We start from the raw sequence: 17,331 nt of genomic DNA on the forward strand, positions 1-17,331 counted from the left end.
CGAATGCGCTTGCCTGCCTACTGGTTAGCGGTAGTCGCTGAAACCGTAGTCGTCCAGCGGCACCGCGGCACCGGTGGAGGCGCCGAAGCTGTCCGGGCTGTAGTAGGTGTCGTCGTAGGACGGCACCGCGTACGCGGCCTGGCGGGCTTCTTCGGTCGGCTGCACCTGGATGTTGCGGTAGCGGTTGATACCGGTACCGGCCGGGATCAGCTTGCCGATGATCACGTTCTCCTTGAGGCCGATGAGCTTGTCGGAGCGGCAGTTGATCGCCGCGTCCGTCAGGACTCGAGTGGTCTCCTGGAAGGACGCCGCCGACAGCCACGAATCCGTCGCCAGCGACGCCTTCGTGATACCCATCAGCACCGGGCGGCCCGCGGCGGGCTCGTTGCCCTCCGCGACGACGCGACGGTTGGAGGCTTCGAACTCGGCGCGCTCGGTGAGCGAGCCGGGCAGGAACTCCGTGGCGCCCGAATCGATGATCGTGACGCGCCGCAGCATCTGCCGCACGATGACCTCGATGTGCTTGTCGTGGATCGACACACCCTGCGAGCGGTAGACCTCCTGGACCTCGTGGACCAGGTGGACCTGCACCTGACGGGGGCCCATCACGCGCAGCACCTCGTGCGGATCCGCCGCGCCTTCCAGCAGCTGCTGGCCGACCTCGACATGATCACCGTCGGAGAGCAGACGCTCGGTGCCGTCGTCGTGCTTGAACACCCGCAGTCGCTGCCGCTTCGAGAGCTTGTCGTAGACAACCTCTTCGGAGCCGTCGTCCGGAATGATGGTGATCTTGTAGAAACGATCGTCATCCTCCAGCCGCACGCGGCCGGAGATCTCCGCGATCGGCGCCTTGCCCTTGGGCACACGAGCCTCGAAGAGCTCCTGCACACGGGGCAGACCGCCGGTGATGTCATCGCCCGCGACACCACCCTGGTGGAAGGTACGCATGGTCAGCTGGGTACCCGGCTCACCGATGGACTGCGCGGCGACGATGCCGACGGCCTCGCCGATGTCGACCAGCTTGCCGGTCGCCATCGAGCGGCCGTAGCAGGTCGCACACACGCCGGTGCCGGTGGTGCAGGTCAGCACGGAGCGGACCTTCACCTCGGTGATACCGGCGCCGAGCAGCGCGTCCAGCGCCGGATCGCCGAGATCGGCGCCCTTTGCCACGACGACATTGCCCTTGGCGTCGACCGCGTCGGTCGCCAGGGTGCGTGCGTAGGTGGAGGTTTCCACGTGCGCGTCCCGGATCAGCGAGCCATCGGCCATCTTCTCCGCGATCGGCACCACGATGCCGCGCTCGGTGCCACAGTCGTGCTCGCGCACGATGACGTCCTGCGAGACGTCCACCAGACGACGGGTCAGGTAACCCGAGTCGGCGGTACGCAGCGCGGTGTCGGCCAGACCCTTACGGGCACCGTGGGTGTTGATGAAGTACTCGAGAACGGTCAGGCCCTCACGGAACGAGGACTTGATCGGCCGCGGGATGAACTCACCCTTCGGGTTGGTAACCAGGCCCTTCATACCGGCGAGGGTACGAGTCTGGGTGAAGTTACCGGTCGCGCCCGACTCGACGATCGTGATGATCGGGTTGTCCGGCGGGTAGTGCGCCCGCAGTGCCGTACCGACCTCTTCGGTCGCTTCCTGCCAGATCTTGACCAGGGCGTTGTTGCGCTCCTGGTGATCCAAAGCACCACGCTGGTACTTCTTCTCGATCTGATCGGCCTGCGCCTCGTAGCGCTCCATGATCTCGGTCTTCTCCGGCGGAACGAGAACGTCCGTCATCGAGACCGTCACACCGGAGCGAGTGGCCCAATAGAAGCCCGCGTCCTTCAGCTTGTCGACGGTCTGCGCCACGACAATCATCGGGTAACGCTCGGCCAGATCGTTGATGATCGTGGCCTGACGCTTCTTCGGCATCTGCTCGTTGATGAACGCGTAATCCGCGGGCAGCAACTCGTTGAACAGCACGCGACCCAGGGTGGTCTCGGCGGTCCACGCGTCGCCGCGATTCCAGCCGTCCGGGAACCGCTCGTCCTCGATCTCCTTCGGCGGACGCTGCTCGGTCAGACGGACCTTGATCAGCGAACGCACGGTGAGCTCGTCGCGGTCCACGGCCATCTGTGCCTCGGCGGGCGAGGAGTAGACGCCGAATTCGGCGTTGTCCTTGCCGGCCGGCCGGTAGGAACCCTTGGCGCCATCGACCAGGCGAGTCAGGTAGTACAGGCCGGTCACCATGTCCAGACGGGGCATGGCCAGCGGGCGGCCGGAGGCCGGCGACAGGATGTTGTTCGAGGACAGCATCAGGATGCGGGCCTCGGCCTGCGCCTCCGCGGACAGCGGAAGGTGCACGGCCATCTGGTCACCGTCGAAGTCGGCGTTGAACGCCTCACAGACGAGCGGGTGCAGCTGGATCGCCTTGCCCTCGACAAGCTGCGGCTCGAAAGCCTGGATGCCGAGGCGGTGCAGGGTGGGCGCGCGGTTCAGCAGCACCGGGTGCTCGGCGATGACCTCTTCGAGGACATCCCACACCTGGGGACGCTGACGCTCGACCATCCGCTTGGCGGACTTGATGTTCTGCGCGTGGTTCAGATCGACCAGACGCTTCATCACGAACGGCTTGAACAGCTCGAGCGCCATCAGCTTGGGCAGACCACACTGATGCAGCTTCAGCTGCGGGCCGACGACGATGACCGAACGGCCGGAGTAGTCGACGCGCTTACCGAGCAGGTTCTGACGGAAACGACCCTGCTTGCCCTTGAGCAGATCGCTCAGGGACTTCAGCGGGCGGTTACCCGGCCCGGTGACCGGACGGCCACGACGGCCGTTGTCGAACAGCGCGTCCACGGACTCCTGCAGCATCCGCTTCTCGTTGTTGACGATGATCTCGGGCGCACCCAGATCGATCAGTCGCTTGAGGCGGTTGTTGCGGTTGATCACGCGGCGGTAGAGATCGTTCAGGTCGGAGGTGGCGAAACGGCCACCGTCGAGCTGAACCATCGGACGCAGCTCCGGCGGGATCACCGGTACGGCGTCGAGCACCATGCCCATCGGCGAGTTGCCGTTGGTCTGGAAGGCCGCGACGACCTTGAGCCGCTTGAGCGCGCGCAGCTTCTTCTGGCCCTTACCGCTGCGGATGGTCTCCCGCAGGTTCTCGGCCTCGGCGTGGATGTCGAAGTTCTCCATCAGCTTCTGGATGGATTCCGCACCCATGGCGCCGGTGAAGTACTCGCCGTAGCGGTCGACCAGCTCGCGGTAGAGCAGCTCGTCGACGATGAGCTGCTTGACCGACAGCTTGGTGAAGGTGGTCCAGATCTCGTCGAGACGATCCAGCTCACGCTGCGAGCGGTCGCGCAGCTGACGCATTTCGCGCTCGCCGCCGTCCTTGACCTTGCGGCGCACGTCGGACTTGGCGCCCTCGGCCTCGAGCTCGGCGATGTCGGCCTCGAGCTTCTGGGCCCGGGCCTCCAGGTCGGCGTCACGCTGATCGGCGACGGCCTTCTTCTCGACCTCCATCTCGGCCTCGAGGGTGCTGAGCTCGTTGTGGCGCAGCTCCTCGTCGACACCGACGATGACGTAGGCGGCGAAGTAGATGATCTTTTCCAGATCCTTCGGCGCCAGGTCGAGCAGGTAGCCCAAGCGCGACGGAACGCCCTTGAAGTACCAGATGTGGGTAACCGGAGCGGCCAGCTCGATGTGGCCCATCCGCTCACGGCGCACCTTGGCGCGAGTCACCTCGACGCCACAGCGCTCACAGATGATGCCCTTGAAGCGGACGCGCTTGTACTTGCCGCAGTAGCACTCCCAGTCCCGCGTGGGACCGAAGATCTTCTCGCAGAAGAGGCCGTCCTTCTCGGGCTTCAACGTGCGGTAGTTGATGGTCTCCGGCTTCTTGACCTCGCCGAAGGACCACTGCCGGATGTCGTCGGCGGAGGCAAGGCCGATCCGGAGTTCATCGAAGAAGTTGACGTCTAGCACGTAACTTCCTTTCCCCTATTCGGGTCGAATTCGAGCAAAAAGTTCACTAGTCGGTGGAACGCGGAGCCGAATGCCGTTCTCTCGAAAGTCCTGAGGAGAACGGCATTCGACCTACCGCCTAGTTCGCCAGATCGTCGATGGTGGCTGCTTCGTTCCTGGAGAGGTTGATGCCCAGGTTGGCCGCCGCACGCTCGAGATCCTCGTCCTCGCCGCCACCCATCTCGATCGCGGCGCCGTCGGACGACAGCACCTCGACGTTCAGGCAGAGCGACTGGAGTTCCTTGAGCAGCACCTTGAACGACTCCGGAATGCCCGGCTCCGGAATGTTCTCGCCCTTGACGATCGCCTCGTAGACCTTCACGCGGCCCACGACGTCATCGGACTTGATGGTGAGCAGCTCCTGCAGCGTGTAGGCCGCGCCGTAGGCCTGCATGGCCCAGCACTCCATTTCGCCGAATCGCTGACCACCGAACTGCGCCTTACCACCGAGCGGCTGCTGGGTGATCATCGAGTACGGGCCGGTCGAACGCGCGTGGATCTTGTCGTCGACCAGGTGGTGCAGCTTCAGGATGTACATGTAGCCGACCGCGACCGGGTACGGGAAAGGCTCACCCGAACGGCCGTCGAGCAGCATGGCCTTGCCCTCGGCGTTGACCATGCGCTCACCGTCACGGTTCGGCAGGGTCGATCCGAGCAGACCGGTCAGTTCCTCGTCGCGCGCGCCGTCGAACACCGGGGTGGCGATGTTGCTGTCGGCCGGAGCCGCGATCATCTCCTCCGGCAGCGACTTGGCCCAGTCCGGACGGTTGCCGTCCGCACCGTTCTCGACATCCCAGCCGGTCTTGCCGATCCACCCGAGGTGGGTCTCCAAGATCTGGCCGATGTTCATACGACGCGGGACGCCGTGGGTGTTCAGGATGATGTCGACCGGGGTGCCGTCGGGCATGAACGGCATGTCCTCGGTGGGGAGGATCTTGCCGATGACACCCTTGTTGCCGTGCCGGCCGGCCAGCTTGTCGCCGTCCTGGATCTTGCGCTTCTGGGCCACGTAGACGCGGACCAGCTCGTTGACGCCCGGAGGCAGATCGTCGTCGTCCTCGCGCGAGAACACGCGAATGCCGATGACCTTGCCGGACTCACCGTGGGGCACCTTCAGCGAGGTATCGCGCACTTCGCGCGCCTTCTCACCGAAGATCGCGCGGAGCAGGCGCTCCTCCGGGGTCAGCTCGGTCTCGCCCTTCGGCGTGACCTTGCCGACCAGGATGTCGCCGTCGCGGACCTCGGCGCCGATGCGCACGATGCCGCGCTCGTCCAGATCGGCCAGCACCTCGTCGGAGACGTTCGGGATGTCCCGGGTGATCTCCTCGGCGCCCAGCTTGGTGTCGCGGGCGTCGATTTCGTGCTCTTCGATGTGGATCGAGGTGAGGACGTCCTCTTCCACGAGGCGCTGCGACAGGATGATCGCGTCCTCGTAGTTGTGGCCTTCCCACGGCATGATCGCCACGAGCAGGTTCTTGCCCAGAGCCATTTCACCGTTTTCGGTGCAGGGGCCGTCGGCCAGAACCTGACCCTGCTCGACCCGCACACCCTCATCGACGATGGGGCGCTGGTTGGAGCAGGTGCCCTGGTTGGAGCGGTTGAACTTGCGCATCCGGTAGGACTTGCGGGTGCCGTCGTCGTGCATGACGGTGACGTAGTCGGCCGAAACCTCTTCGACCACACCGGGCTTCTCGTTCACCACGACATCGCCGGCGTCGACCGCGGCGCGCAGCTCCATACCGGTGCCGACCAGCGGCGCCTCGGAACGGATCAGCGGCACGGCCTGACGCTGCATGTTCGCGCCCATCAGGGCACGGTTGGCGTCGTCGTGCTCGAGGAACGGGATCATCGCGGTCGCGACGGAGACCATCTGGCGCGGCGAGACGTCCATGTAGTCGACCTGCGCGGCGGTGACGAACTCGACCTCTTCGCCGAGGCGGCGCACGAGCACCTTGTCCTCGAGGAAGCGGCCCTCGGCGTCGACCGGCGAGTTGGCCTGCGCGCGCACGTGCCGGTCCTCCTCGTCGGCGGTGAGGTACTTGACCTCATCGGTGACGCGGCCGTCGACGACCTTGCGGTACGGGGTCTCGATGAAGCCGAACGGGTTGACCCGCGCGTACACCGACAGCGAACCGATCAGGCCGATGTTCGGGCCTTCCGGGGTCTCGATCGGGCACATGCGGCCGTAGTGCGACGGGTGGACGTCACGGACTTCCAGGCCGGCGCGCTCACGGGACAGACCGCCGGGGCCCAGCGCCGACAGGCGGCGCTTGTGGGTCAGCCCCGAGAGCGGGTTGTTCTGGTCCATGAACTGCGACAGCTGGGAGGTTCCGAAGAACTCCTTGATCGCGGCGACGACCGGGCGGATGTTGATCAGGGTCTGCGGCGTGATGGCCTCGACGTCCTGAGTCGTCATCCGCTCGCGGACCACGCGCTCCATGCGGGACAGGCCCACGCGGATCTGGTTCTGGATGAGCTCGCCGACGGTACGCAGACGACGGTTACCGAAGTGATCGATGTCGTCGACGCCGACCGGGACTTCCTGGCCGCCGGGGGCGGTCATGTTCCGGTCACCGGCGTGCAGGCGCACCAGGTACTCGATGGTGGTGACGATGTCTTCCTTCGTCAGCACCGAGCTGGTGACCGGCTCGTCCACGTGGATGCCGAGCTTCTTGTTGATCTTGTAGCGACCGACGCGCGCCAGGTCGTAGCGCTTCTCCTTGAAGAACAGGTTCTCCAGCAGGGTCTGCGCGGACTCCTTGGTCGGCGGCTCGCCCGGACGCAGCTTGCGGTAGATGTCCAGCAGCGCCTCGTCCTGACCGGCGGTGTTGTCCTTCTCCAGCGTCGACATCATGATCTCGGAGAAGCCGTAACGCTCGACGATCTCCTCGTTCGTCCACCCCAGCGCCTTGAGCAGCACGGTGACCGGCTGACGACGCTTGCGGTCGATACGCACACCGACGGTGTCGCGCTTGTCGATGTCGAACTCCAGCCACGCGCCGCGCGACGGGATGACGCGCACGCTGTGCAGGTCCTTCTCCGTCGTCTTGTCGACGCTGTGATCGAAGTAGACGCCCGGCGAACGCACCAGCTGCGAGACGACGACGCGCTCGGTGCCGTTGATGATGAACGTGCCCTTGTCGGTCATCATCGGGAAATCACCCATGAAGACCGTCTGGCTCTTGATCTCACCGGTGTTGTTGTTGATGAACTCCGCGGTGACGAACAACGGCGCCGCGTAGGTCATGTCCTTGTCTTTGCACTCGTCGATCGAGGCCTTGACCTCTTCGAAACGAGGATCCGAGAACGACAGGGACATGGAGCCGGAGAAATCCTCGATCGGTGAAAGCTCCTCGAGCACCTCCTCGAGGCCGCCGACGAGGCCGCCATCGCCGCGCAGGGCGGCCTTCTCACGCCATGACGGCGAGCCGATCAACCATGCAAAAGAATCTGTCTGTAGATCGAGAAGTCCGGGCACCTCCAAGGGCTCACGGATCTTCGCGAAAGACACCCGCTTAGGGGCTCCGGGGATTCCGGCAACTGCCTTGGTCTGGGTGGAGACTGCCAAGATGCGTCCTTCCAGCACCTCACGCGCGCCGCGTGGTGGTCCGCGGCCGTCGCTTGCTTCTGCTACGAATTCCGCTGGTTACAACCCGAACGAAACCCGAACAGGCAACAGCGGAAGTAACACCGGAAGGGGTGGAACTTACGTGTGCAGATCGAGGTGTGGACAGGAGGCAGCCAGCGCAACGTCCAAACTTACACCACCGAGACCGGTGGTGTCAAAGGCACACCTGTACCGGGTGTGAAAATACCACCCGCACGGGCGTCCGCGTGGCTGGCGCGCCGGGCTCGAATCGCTGGCTGCGTCGAGAGCAACGGGGCATCTGGAGCCACTGTGACAGCTGCCGCTGTTGTGAATAGCGTGACGGCTCCGGCGAAAACCGTCAAGTGCCAGGACCGACCAGCCGGTTATCCGAATCCCCTGCCCCGCTGGCGCATCCCGGACAAGTCACCGATCGACGATGTCGCTGGCCAGCCACCTTCCGTCGATCTTGCTCAGCCGCAGCACCACCGGCCCCGCGACGCTCTGCTGGGCCTGACCGCCCTTGTTCGCACTGATCACCAGGTTGACCAGCAACTCTGCCCGGTCACCGTCGAGCAGGGTGACGCCGATCGGGTCGGCCTTGGCATCGGCGCTGGTCTGCGACTGTTTGATGGCGTCGACCGTGGTCGCGGAGAAGTCGTCCAGATCGGTCAGCATGGTGCCGGTGACTACCTGGCGTACCGCCTGCTCGTAGCCGTCGATGTGCTCGAGGTCGTAGCCGTAGATGGTGCGCAACGCGTGATCGGCGGCGGCGCGCACCTCCTCGGTGGCCTCGGCGTCGAGGAACGCGGCATTGCCGTCTTCGACGCCGGGCCGCTGCGCCGCGAGCGCCGCGAATCCGCCGAGCAGAACGGTCGCGCCGAGGCAGGCGGCGACCACGGACCAGGACGATCGGCCGGTGCCGCGCGACCGGAACCGGCGGCGGCGCGGCTCGATGACGGGCGATTCGGCCGGTGCGGCCGCGGTGGCCGGACGGCGGGTCGAGGTGATCCGGTTGACCGGGCGGCGGGAGCTCATCGCGGGCCCTCCTGCGGCACGGTGCCGGCGACCGGTCCGTCGAGCAGGACCGGCTGGGTCAGCGAGGCCACCTGGACGGCCTTCCAGACGCCCTGCACCTCGGCCAGCTCCAGATTCCAGGTGTAGCGGTAGTTCGAGACCTGATCACCGGCCTTGGTCTCGGTCACCTGCAGCACGATCAGCGCCGCGGCCTGGTCCCGCTCGGAGTTCAGCGAGGTGAGGGCGGCGCCGAGCACCTTCGAGGTCATCTCGACGCCGGACTGCGTCGCCAGCTGCTCGGACCGGGCCCGATTCTGCTCGGCCGAGGCGAGGATCTCCCCCGTCATGGAGGAGCGGGCCAACGCGAGCGAGCCGGGGATATCGTCCAGATGCATCGAGGTCATGTTGAGCGCGGCCTGGCGCGCGGCATCGAGGGCGCTGTCGCGGGCGGTCGCGCGGGGACCGTCGGTGAACGCGGCGGCCTGGAGCCAGCCGCTGCCGAACCAGAGGGCCGCGACCACCGCGACCGCCAGCGCACCCGCCGCGGCCGCGGTCACCGCGATCGGTGCGGGCTTGCGGACCTCGTGCTCGGCCGGCGGGGCCGGCTCGGTGGACTCGGGCGCTTCCTTGCATACGTCGACACTCACTGCGAACACACCTCACGTCGTCGTCGGTCGTCGGGCGGGCCGGTCACCGCTTCGGCGTGACCCCCATCAGGGTGGCCAGCTGCACGGCGATCGGGTTCAGATTGAGCTTGGGCGGATCGGTCTTCGGGGTCTGATCCCACGGCTGCGCGATGGCCGGATCCGCCAGGTCGGCCCGCATGCCACCGCGCACGGCGGTCGGATTGCCGAAGGGCACAGTACATTTCGCGTCCTTGTTGAACGGGAAATCGTCGACGGTGTCGTCGAAGTCCGGGTTGCGCCGCTTCATCTCCTCGAGCATCGCGTGCGTGCCCTCGTAGCCGACGGTGCAGGCGGGCGGGTTGTTCACCTCGAGCACCAGGCCGAAGTGGCTGGTGTTGTCGCCGGGGGCGGTGGCCGAGGCGCCGATGGACAGCTGCGGCAGCATCTGCAGGAGCGGGCGCAGCGCGTAGAACTTCGGCGAGATGGCCCGCATCAGGCTGCGCAGGTTGGTCAAATCCTCGGTGAGTGCCGGTCCGCTCTCGGCCAGCAGCTCGCTGATCTCGGCGCCCGCGTCGGTGCCGGTGCCGATGATCCGGCGCAGATCGGGGTCGCTGGAGCGCAGCTGGGCGCTGAGCCGGTCCAGGCCGTCGCTGAACTCCAGGATTTCCGCGGACTGGCCGGCCTGGGTTTCCAGCGCGACGCGGCCCGCGCGGATCAGTGCGATGGTCTGCGGCAGGTTCTCGTCGAAGGCGGCACTGAACTCGTTCAGCGATTTCACGAAGGTCTGCAGGTCGGCGCCCTTGCCGTCGAAGGCCTTGCCGAGTTCGGTGACGGTGGTGGTGAGCGCGGGCAGGTCCACGGTGCTGACGAAGTGATCGACGCTGGTGATCAGCCGTTCCACCGGGATCGGGGCGTCCAGGCCCATGATCACCGAGCCGTCCTTCAGGAACGGGCTGTCGCCGTTCTCGGGTTGCAGGTCGACGAACTGCTCGCCGATCGCGGACCGGTTCGCGACCACGGCTTTCGCGGTCGCCGGGATCCGGGGCGCGCTGGAATCGATGACGAGCGGGACGACCACGCCGTCGCCGGTCAGTTCCAACTCGCCGACCCGGCCGACCGCGACGCCGCGATAGGTGACCTCGGCGCCCTTGTACGCGCCACCGGCCTGCTCGGCCTCGACCCGCACCGTGTACTGCCCGAACCCGAGCATGTGATCGAGCCGGATGTACTTCGCGCCCACGTAGATAACACCCAGCACAGCGATCACCACGAACGCGATCAGCTGAAATCGAACCAGACGACTCATGACTCCACCTCGCTAACGCTCGGTTCCGTCATGTGCCGGGCACGCTGCAACATGATTCGCTCGCGGAGCTCGCTCATCGGGCACTCCCCTCCGGCGGCCGGATACCCAGGCCCTCCAGGACCGGTCCGAGCTGGTTCGGCGTGCCCTGGGGCACCAGGCTGCGCGGCACCGGCACGGCCGCGAACACCGTCGGCCAGCCCTGCCGCGGGCCGTTGCCGTTGTAGTACGGGTTGGCCGGGTTCACCGCCACGGGCGGGCCGTAGGGCGGCGGGGTGTAGACCGGATCCGGTTTGCCCACACCGAGATTGCTCAGCGTGACGCCGATCTGCTGGTCCACCGACAGGAAGGTGTTGACCTGGCCGCCGAAGGTGCCGGCCAGCGAGGAGTCGGGGAACGGATAGGTCGGGATGAGCGGGAAGGCGGTCACCAGATCCGGTGCGCCCGCGCCCAATTCCTGCAGGGTGGGCCGCAGCGCGGTGAGATCGCGGATCAGGTTGTCCTTGGAAGTATTGAGCACGTCGAACCCGGCCTGCCCCACCCGGTCCAGCTGGGCGAGCAACGCGATCAACTGGGGGCGCTGCTCCTCGAGGATCCGCACGCCCTCGGGCAGTTCGGCCAGGATCTTGTCGATCTCCCCGGTCTGGGCGCCCACCCGGCTGCTGAGCACGGCCAGGCCGTCGATCGCGCGGGTGATGTCCTCGACCTGCTCGTTCAGGCCGCCGATCAGCGTTTCGGCCTCCTCGAGCAGCGAGCGGACCCGGTCCTCGCGCCCGCTCAGGGCCTTGTTCAGTTCGGAGACGATGGGCGCGAGCTGGGCGATGCCGCCACCGTTGAGCAGCAGCGACAGCGCGCCGAGCACCTGTTCGATCTCGACGGCGGCCCGGGTGTTGGCGACGGGGATCACCGCGCCGCTCGCCAGCCGGGCGGGGACCGGATCGGCGGGGATGGACAGCTCGATGAACTTCTCGCCCAGCAGGTTGGACTGCCGCACCTCGGCGCGCGCGTTGGCCGGCAGGTCCACCGAATCGTTGACCACGACCCGGACATCCGCGGTCCAGCCGCTGGGCCCGAGGTCGATCGCCTCCACCCGGCCGACCGGCACGCCCTCGATTTTCACCGCCGATTGCGGAACCAGATCCAGGACGTCGTCGAATTCGATATGCAGGCGCATCGGATGCTTACCGATATTCGCGCCGCCGGGCAGCGGAATACTGTAGATGCCGTTCGAGGCGCATCCGGTCAGCGTCAGCGCGCACAGCGCGAAACTGGTTGCGGCCCAGCATTTCCGGAGTTTCATCGAATTCCTCCCGGCTGCTGCGACGGCGGCAAGCGGTCCGACGGCAGGCCGGGCACCGTGCCCGGGACCGGCGCGCGCTGCTGGTTCTCGTTGCTGAGAATGCCGAACGGCAGGATCAGCGACGGTGTTTCCACCCCCGCGGTGATCTGGTCGGCGATCTCGCGGCAATGCTCGATAATCGGCCGCATCTGGCGGCCGACCGCCTCGAATTCCGGATCGCCCGGCATGAGTTTCGACAGGTCGATCATTTTGCAGATCACCCCGAACGGGTCCTGCAGATCGGTGAAATTGGCGCGCATGTCCAGGGTGCCGGATTCGCCGTTGTGCACATTGATCAAATTGCTCAGCGCCAAGGGCAGCACCGGCAGCGCCGCGGCCAGGTCGTCGCGCTGCTCGGCCAGGGTCCTGGTCAGCGAGGTGAGCGCCACCGCGTTGTCGCCGATCAGGGCGTTGTTCTCGTCCAGGAACCGGGACACGTCGCCGAGCGCGATGGACAGCAGCCGCAACGCCTCGCCGAGATTCTGGCGTTCGTCGCCGAGGAATCCGGCGAGGTCGGCCAGCTGGGCGTTGAATTGCCGGACCTGCTGGTCGTTCTCGGCCAGCATGCTGACGAAGACCTGCAGATTGCGCACCGTGGTGAAAATGTCGGCGCGGTCGTCGGCCAGCAATTTGGTGGCTTTGCTCAGTTCGGTGATGGTGCGGCCCAGCGCTTCGCCGTTGCCCGCCAGATTCGCCGCCGAGCTGCGCACGAGATCGTTCACCGCGCCGTCTTTGTTGGCGCCGTTCGGGCCGAGCGCCTCGGTGAGTTCGGCGATGCTCCGATAGAGCTCGTCCACCTCGACCGGCGTCACCGTGCGTTCGATCGGAATCACCGCGTCGCGCGGCATTTTCGGGCCGTCGCGATAGACCGGCAGCAATTGGACGTAGCGGTCGGAGACGACCGACGGCGTGATCTGCGCGGCCTTGGCGTCGGCGGGAATGTCATAGGAGCGGTCCACGCTCATGGTGACCTTCACCTGATCGCCCATCGGCTCGACCGAGTCCACCTTGCCGACCGGCACGCCGAGCACCCGCACGTCCGAACCTTCGTAGATACCCACGGCCCGGTCGAAATAGGCGGTGATGTGGGTGGTGTTCAGCCGCGCGTTCAGCCACCACACCGTCGCGCCGAGCAGCACCGCGGCGACGACGAGCAGCGCGAGCAGTTTGGCGCCGGTGCCGGCCGAGCGCACGGCGGTCCACGGATTACGCCACCCGCGCGCCATCAGTTGCCGCCCAGATCGCGGACCGGCTCGCGATAGCCCGGCACATCCGGCAACGCGGGCGGGATCAGGTTGACGATCACCGCGTCGAACCAGCGCCCGGTGCCGAGCACATTGGCGTAGAGGCCGTAGAACGGCGCCGCGAGCTCGAGGGTCTTGGAGATGTTCTGCTCGTTGGCGTTCAGCAGGTCGATGGCGCCGCGCAGATTGGTCAGCGCGGGGCCGATCTGGGCCTCGTTGTCCCGCACCAGGGTGCTCAATTCGACGGCCACGGTCTGCGCGTTGGTCAGCAACTGGCGAATGGACTGCTGCCGGACGTTCAGCTCGGCGAACAACTGCCCGCCGGTGGTCAGCAATTGCTCGAACTGCGCGTTGCGATCGGCCAGCACCTGGGTGGTCTGGCGGGTCGCGGCGAACAGTTTCTTCAGCTGCACGTCGCGCTTGGCCAAAGTCTCCGAGAGCCGGCCCAAACCGTCGATGGCGCCGCGCAATTCGCCGGGCGTGGTCTCGAAGGCCTCCGAGAGCACCCGCATGCTGGTGGCCAGCTGCGCGGTGTCGATCTCCTCGAGTTGGTGGGTGGCGTCGGTGAACGCCTCCATCACGTCGTAGGGCGTCACCGTGCGCGACAACGGAATCGGTTTCGCCGGATCTGCCGGCTCGGACCCGCGCGGATCCAGGGCCAGGTACTTCTGGCCCAGCACCGTCTTGATCTGGATGGAGGCGGTGGTCTCGTCGCCGATCCAGGTGTTCTGGGTGCGGAAATCGACCAGCACCTTGTCACCGTCGAGCTTCAGCCCGTGCACCGTCCCGACCTTCACCCCGGCGATGCGGACCTCGTTGCCCTTCTTCAGGCCCGCCGCCTCGGAGAACTCGGCGGTGTAGCGGGTGCCGGCGCCGATGATCGGCAGCCGGTCCAGATAGAACGCCGACAGCGTCGCGCACAGAATCAGGAACAGCCCGAGCGTGCCCAGGAAGGCGGGGCTGCGTTTGCCGAGCAGGATCCGGTCGTCCATCAGCGCGCCTTTCCGGAGCAGCGCGGGGCGGCGTTGGTGTACAGCGGCTGGTTGATGGTCGGCATTCCGGCCGGCAGATTCAGATTCGGGGCGTCCACCGCGCCCGGGCCGACCACGATGTCGATGCCGCACAGATAGAACTGGAACCAGGAGCCGTAACTGCCCACCCGGCCGAGTTTTTCCATCTTCGCCGGCAGGTTGGCCAGCGCCTGATTCACCTCGCCGGAGCGCTCGTTCACCGTCCCGGTCAGCTGGCTCAACCCGGCGATCGTGCCCTGCAGCGTCGGCACCACCGGCACCAGCAGGTCGGCGGTGGCCTCGGCCAGATTGCCCAGCGAACCCACCGAGGAGCCGATCACGTCGCGCTGCGCGGCCAGGCCCGCGACCAGCGCCGAGGTGTTCACGATCAGCTGGTCGAACTGGTCGTCGCGCTTGTTCACCGCGTCCAGCACCCGGGTCAGGTTGGTGACCAGGTCGCCGATCACCGCGTCCTTGTCCGCGATCTTGTTGGTCAGGCTCGCGGTGCTGGCCACCAGGTCGTGAATGGTGCCCTGCTCGCCCTGGAACACCTGGATGATCTCGAAGGCGAGCTTGTTCACGTCCTCCGCGGTGAGCGTGCGGAACAGCGGCCGGAACCCGTTGAACAGCAGGGTGAGATCCAGCGCGGGCTTGGTGTGCTCGATCGGGATGGTGCCGCCCTCGTTCAGCTTGCGGCCCTGCGCACCGGCGCCCTGCTCCAGCGTGAGATACCGCTGACCGACCAGATTCCGGTAGCGGATGGCGGCGATCGTGGAGGCGGGCAGCCACTTGCGGTCCTGCACCTCGAAATCCACCCGCGCCAGGCGCTTGTCCACCAGGGAGACCTTGGTGACCTTGCCGATCCGCACGCCCGCGATGCGCACCTCGTCGCCCTTGTTCAGGCCGGTGGCGTCGGCGAAGATCGCCTGGAACGGGGTGCCGCCGCCGGTGTAGTTGGCGATGGAGAGCGCGAGCACGGTGGTGGCGAGCAGCGTCACGATCACGAAGGCGATCAGTTTGAGCAGCGGCCCGCCCATGCCGCGCAGCCTCGCGTTCATCGCACCCTCACCTCACTGCCGCGGAAGGCCGGCGCCCCGGCCCGAGTCAGCCAGCCCGGCACCTCGTCCGGCGCGACCCCTTGTGCCGCACCGTAGATCGCGCCCAGCGAGCGCTGCTCGGCCGGTGAACCGGCCAGCGTGGGATACACCGCGTACTGCGGGGCCGACATCTGCCCGATGGTCTGATCGCCGGGGTAGCGGCTCGGCGGCTGGTAGGAGCCGTCGTTGTTCGGCCCGCCCGGATACTGGCCCGCGTCCACGCCCACCGGGAATTCCGCGAAGCAGGCCGGGCCCCGGGTGTCGAGCCAGCGTGGCTCGTCCTGGTTCGGCAGGTATTTGCCGCGGGTATTGGTCAGCTCGATGCTGACCCGCGAACCCGGCCGATCGGTGCCGACCCCGAAAATGCCGTCGATGCGCGGCTTCATCTTCGCGAAGTTCGCCAGCGCGCAGGTGTAGGTCGGCGAGTACTCGGCGAGCATCTCCAGGGCGGGCCGGGAGTCGGCGGCCAGGTCGATGATGTTGTCGCGGTTGGCGATCAGGAAGTCCGCGGTGCTGCCGGAGGCGGGGGTCAACGTCGCGAACAAGGTGTCGATCGAGCTGCGGCGCTGCACGATGGTCGCGTTGGTGGTGCGCAGATTGTTCAGCGCGTCGATCAGCTGGGGCAGCGCGTCGGAGTAGGTGCCCGCGACGGTGGCGAGATCGCGCAATTCCGCCCGCAGGTCCGGCAGTACGCCGTTGACCTGGCGGAACACGTTGTCCAGATGATCGACGGTCTCGCCCAGGTCCGCGCCCTGCCCGGCCAGCCCCTGCGCCAGCGCACCCAGCGTGGCCGCGAGATCCTGCGGCGGAATGGCCTGCAGCAGCGGCAGCAGACTGTCGAAGACCCGGCTGAGTTCGATCGCGTTGCCACTGCGGTCCTGCTGCAAGACGACGCCGTCGGTCAGGTGCAGTGGACTGGGCTCGCCGGGAATCACCAGGTCCACATAGCGTTCCCCGAACAGCGTCTTGGGCAGCAGCCGCGCGGTGGCGTTGACCGGAATCTGGGTGGCCTTGCCCGGGTCGACGGCCAGATCCAGCACGACCACGTCGTTCTCGGCCCGGCTCGCGCGCACCTCACCCACGGTGACGCCGCGGGCCTTCACCTCGGCATTGCGGGTCAGCGCGTTCCCGACACTGTCGGTGATCAGCTCGACCCGCACGGATCTGACGAACTGTTTGTTGTAGATCGCGATGCACACCCAGACGAACAGGGCCAGCACCAGGAAGAACGCGATGCCGAGCAGCCGGATCCGGAACGGCTCCGTGGCCCGCCACCGCTGGATATTGTTCATCCCGCGATCCGAACGGTCGTCGAGGTCCCCCAGATGGCCAGGCTGAGAAAGAAGTCCAGCACGTTCACCAGCACGATCGCCGAGCGCACCGCCCGCCCGACCGCGATGCCGACCCCCGAGGGCCCGCCGGTGGCGTTGAAGCCGTAGTAGCAGTGCACGAGGATGATGACGAACGCGAAGATCAGCACCTTGAGGAACGAATAGAGCACGTCCTGCGGTGGTAGGAACAGGCTGAAATAGTGGTCGTAGGCACCGCTGGACTGCCCCTCGAACCAGATGCTGACCGTGCGCGAGGCCAGGTAGGTGCCGAGCAGGCCGACGATGTAGAGCGGGATGACCGCGAGGAATCCAGCGATCACCCGGGTGGTCACCAGGAACGGAATGCCGGGCACCGCCATCACTTCCAGCGCGTCGATCTCCTCGGAGATCCGCATCGCGCCCAGCTGCGCGGTGAAACCGCAGCCGACCGTCGCCGACAACGCCAGTGCCGCGGTGAGCGGGGCGATTTCGCGAGTGTTGATGTAGGCGGTGAGGAAGCCGGTGAGCACCGAGGTGCCGAGCGCGTCCAGGGCCTTGAAACCCTGCAGGCCGACCACGAAGCCGACCGAGGCCGACATGAACACGATCACGCCGATGGTGCCGCCGATCACCGCGAGCGCGCCGGACCCGAAGGTGACCTCGGCCAGCAGCCGCTGCACTTCCTTGCGGTAGTGCACCGCGGTGCGCGGAATCCAGGCGATGGCGCGGGAGTAGAACAGCATCTGCTCGCCGGCCCGATCGATGACCGTCAGCGGCGCCTT

Annotated in this window: 11 protein-coding genes; all 11 read right to left on the reverse strand. The window is 66.7% G+C overall.

The annotated features are described in order from the left end of the window. Window positions 1-24 precede the first annotated feature (24 nt). The 11 genes from AB0H76_RS21145 to AB0H76_RS21195 all read right to left on the reverse strand — a co-directional run bounded on the left by AB0H76_RS21145 (window position 25) and on the right by AB0H76_RS21195 (window position 17,292). Window positions 25-3,978 (reverse strand): DNA-directed RNA polymerase subunit beta', encoded by a 3,954-nt coding sequence (locus AB0H76_RS21145; RefSeq protein WP_357326544.1) that lies wholly within the window; start codon window positions 3,976-3,978, stop codon window positions 25-27. A gap of 118 nt (window positions 3,979-4,096) precedes the next feature. After that, a complete protein-coding gene (locus AB0H76_RS21150; protein ID WP_357326547.1) occupies window positions 4,097-7,603 on the reverse strand; it encodes a DNA-directed RNA polymerase subunit beta in 3,507 nt (1,168 codons plus the stop codon). 426 nt (window positions 7,604-8,029) lie between these two features. Then, window positions 8,030-8,641 (reverse strand): hypothetical protein, encoded by a 612-nt coding sequence (locus AB0H76_RS21155; RefSeq protein WP_357326550.1) that lies wholly within the window; start codon window positions 8,639-8,641, stop codon window positions 8,030-8,032. After that, window positions 8,638-9,267, reverse strand: coding sequence for a hypothetical protein (locus AB0H76_RS21160; protein WP_357326553.1), 630 nt, complete (start codon window positions 9,265-9,267; stop codon window positions 8,638-8,640). The genes AB0H76_RS21155 and AB0H76_RS21160 overlap by 4 nt, the downstream gene beginning before the upstream one ends. 43 nt (window positions 9,268-9,310) lie before the next feature. Continuing rightward, window positions 9,311-10,552, reverse strand: a complete 1,242-nt coding sequence (locus tag AB0H76_RS21165; protein ID WP_357326555.1) for an MlaD family protein — start codon at window positions 10,550-10,552, stop codon at window positions 9,311-9,313. A 73-nt stretch (window positions 10,553-10,625) separates the two neighbouring features. Continuing rightward, complete coding sequence (locus AB0H76_RS21170) at window positions 10,626-11,849, reverse strand: MCE family protein (protein WP_357326557.1); 1,224 nt, start codon at window positions 11,847-11,849, stop codon at window positions 10,626-10,628. Then, a complete protein-coding gene (locus AB0H76_RS21175; RefSeq protein ID WP_357326560.1) occupies window positions 11,846-13,114 on the reverse strand; it encodes an MCE family protein in 1,269 nt (422 codons plus the stop codon). Before AB0H76_RS21175 ends, AB0H76_RS21170 begins: the two co-directional genes overlap by 4 nt. Further along, entirely contained in the window at window positions 13,114-14,124 is a 1,011-nt protein-coding gene (locus AB0H76_RS21180) for an MCE family protein (RefSeq protein ID WP_357326562.1), read from the reverse strand. The genes AB0H76_RS21175 and AB0H76_RS21180 overlap by 1 nt, the downstream gene beginning before the upstream one ends. After that, entirely contained in the window at window positions 14,124-15,200 is a 1,077-nt protein-coding gene (locus tag AB0H76_RS21185; RefSeq protein WP_357326565.1) for an MCE family protein, read from the reverse strand. The genes AB0H76_RS21180 and AB0H76_RS21185 overlap by 1 nt, the downstream gene beginning before the upstream one ends. Next, window positions 15,197-16,531 carry an MCE family protein gene (locus tag AB0H76_RS21190; RefSeq protein WP_357326568.1) on the reverse strand — a complete coding sequence of 445 codons (1,335 nt, stop codon included), beginning with the start codon at window positions 16,529-16,531 and terminating at the stop codon, window positions 15,197-15,199. The genes AB0H76_RS21185 and AB0H76_RS21190 overlap by 4 nt, the downstream gene beginning before the upstream one ends. Continuing rightward, window positions 16,528-17,292, reverse strand: coding sequence for an ABC transporter permease (locus AB0H76_RS21195; protein ID WP_357329784.1), 765 nt, complete (start codon window positions 17,290-17,292; stop codon window positions 16,528-16,530). Before AB0H76_RS21195 ends, AB0H76_RS21190 begins: the two co-directional genes overlap by 4 nt. Between the last annotated feature and the right edge of the window lie 39 nt (window positions 17,293-17,331).

It is taken from the genome of Nocardia sp. NPDC050712 (genome assembly GCF_040654295.1).
GTDB lineage: Bacteria > Actinomycetota > Actinomycetes > Mycobacteriales > Mycobacteriaceae > Nocardia.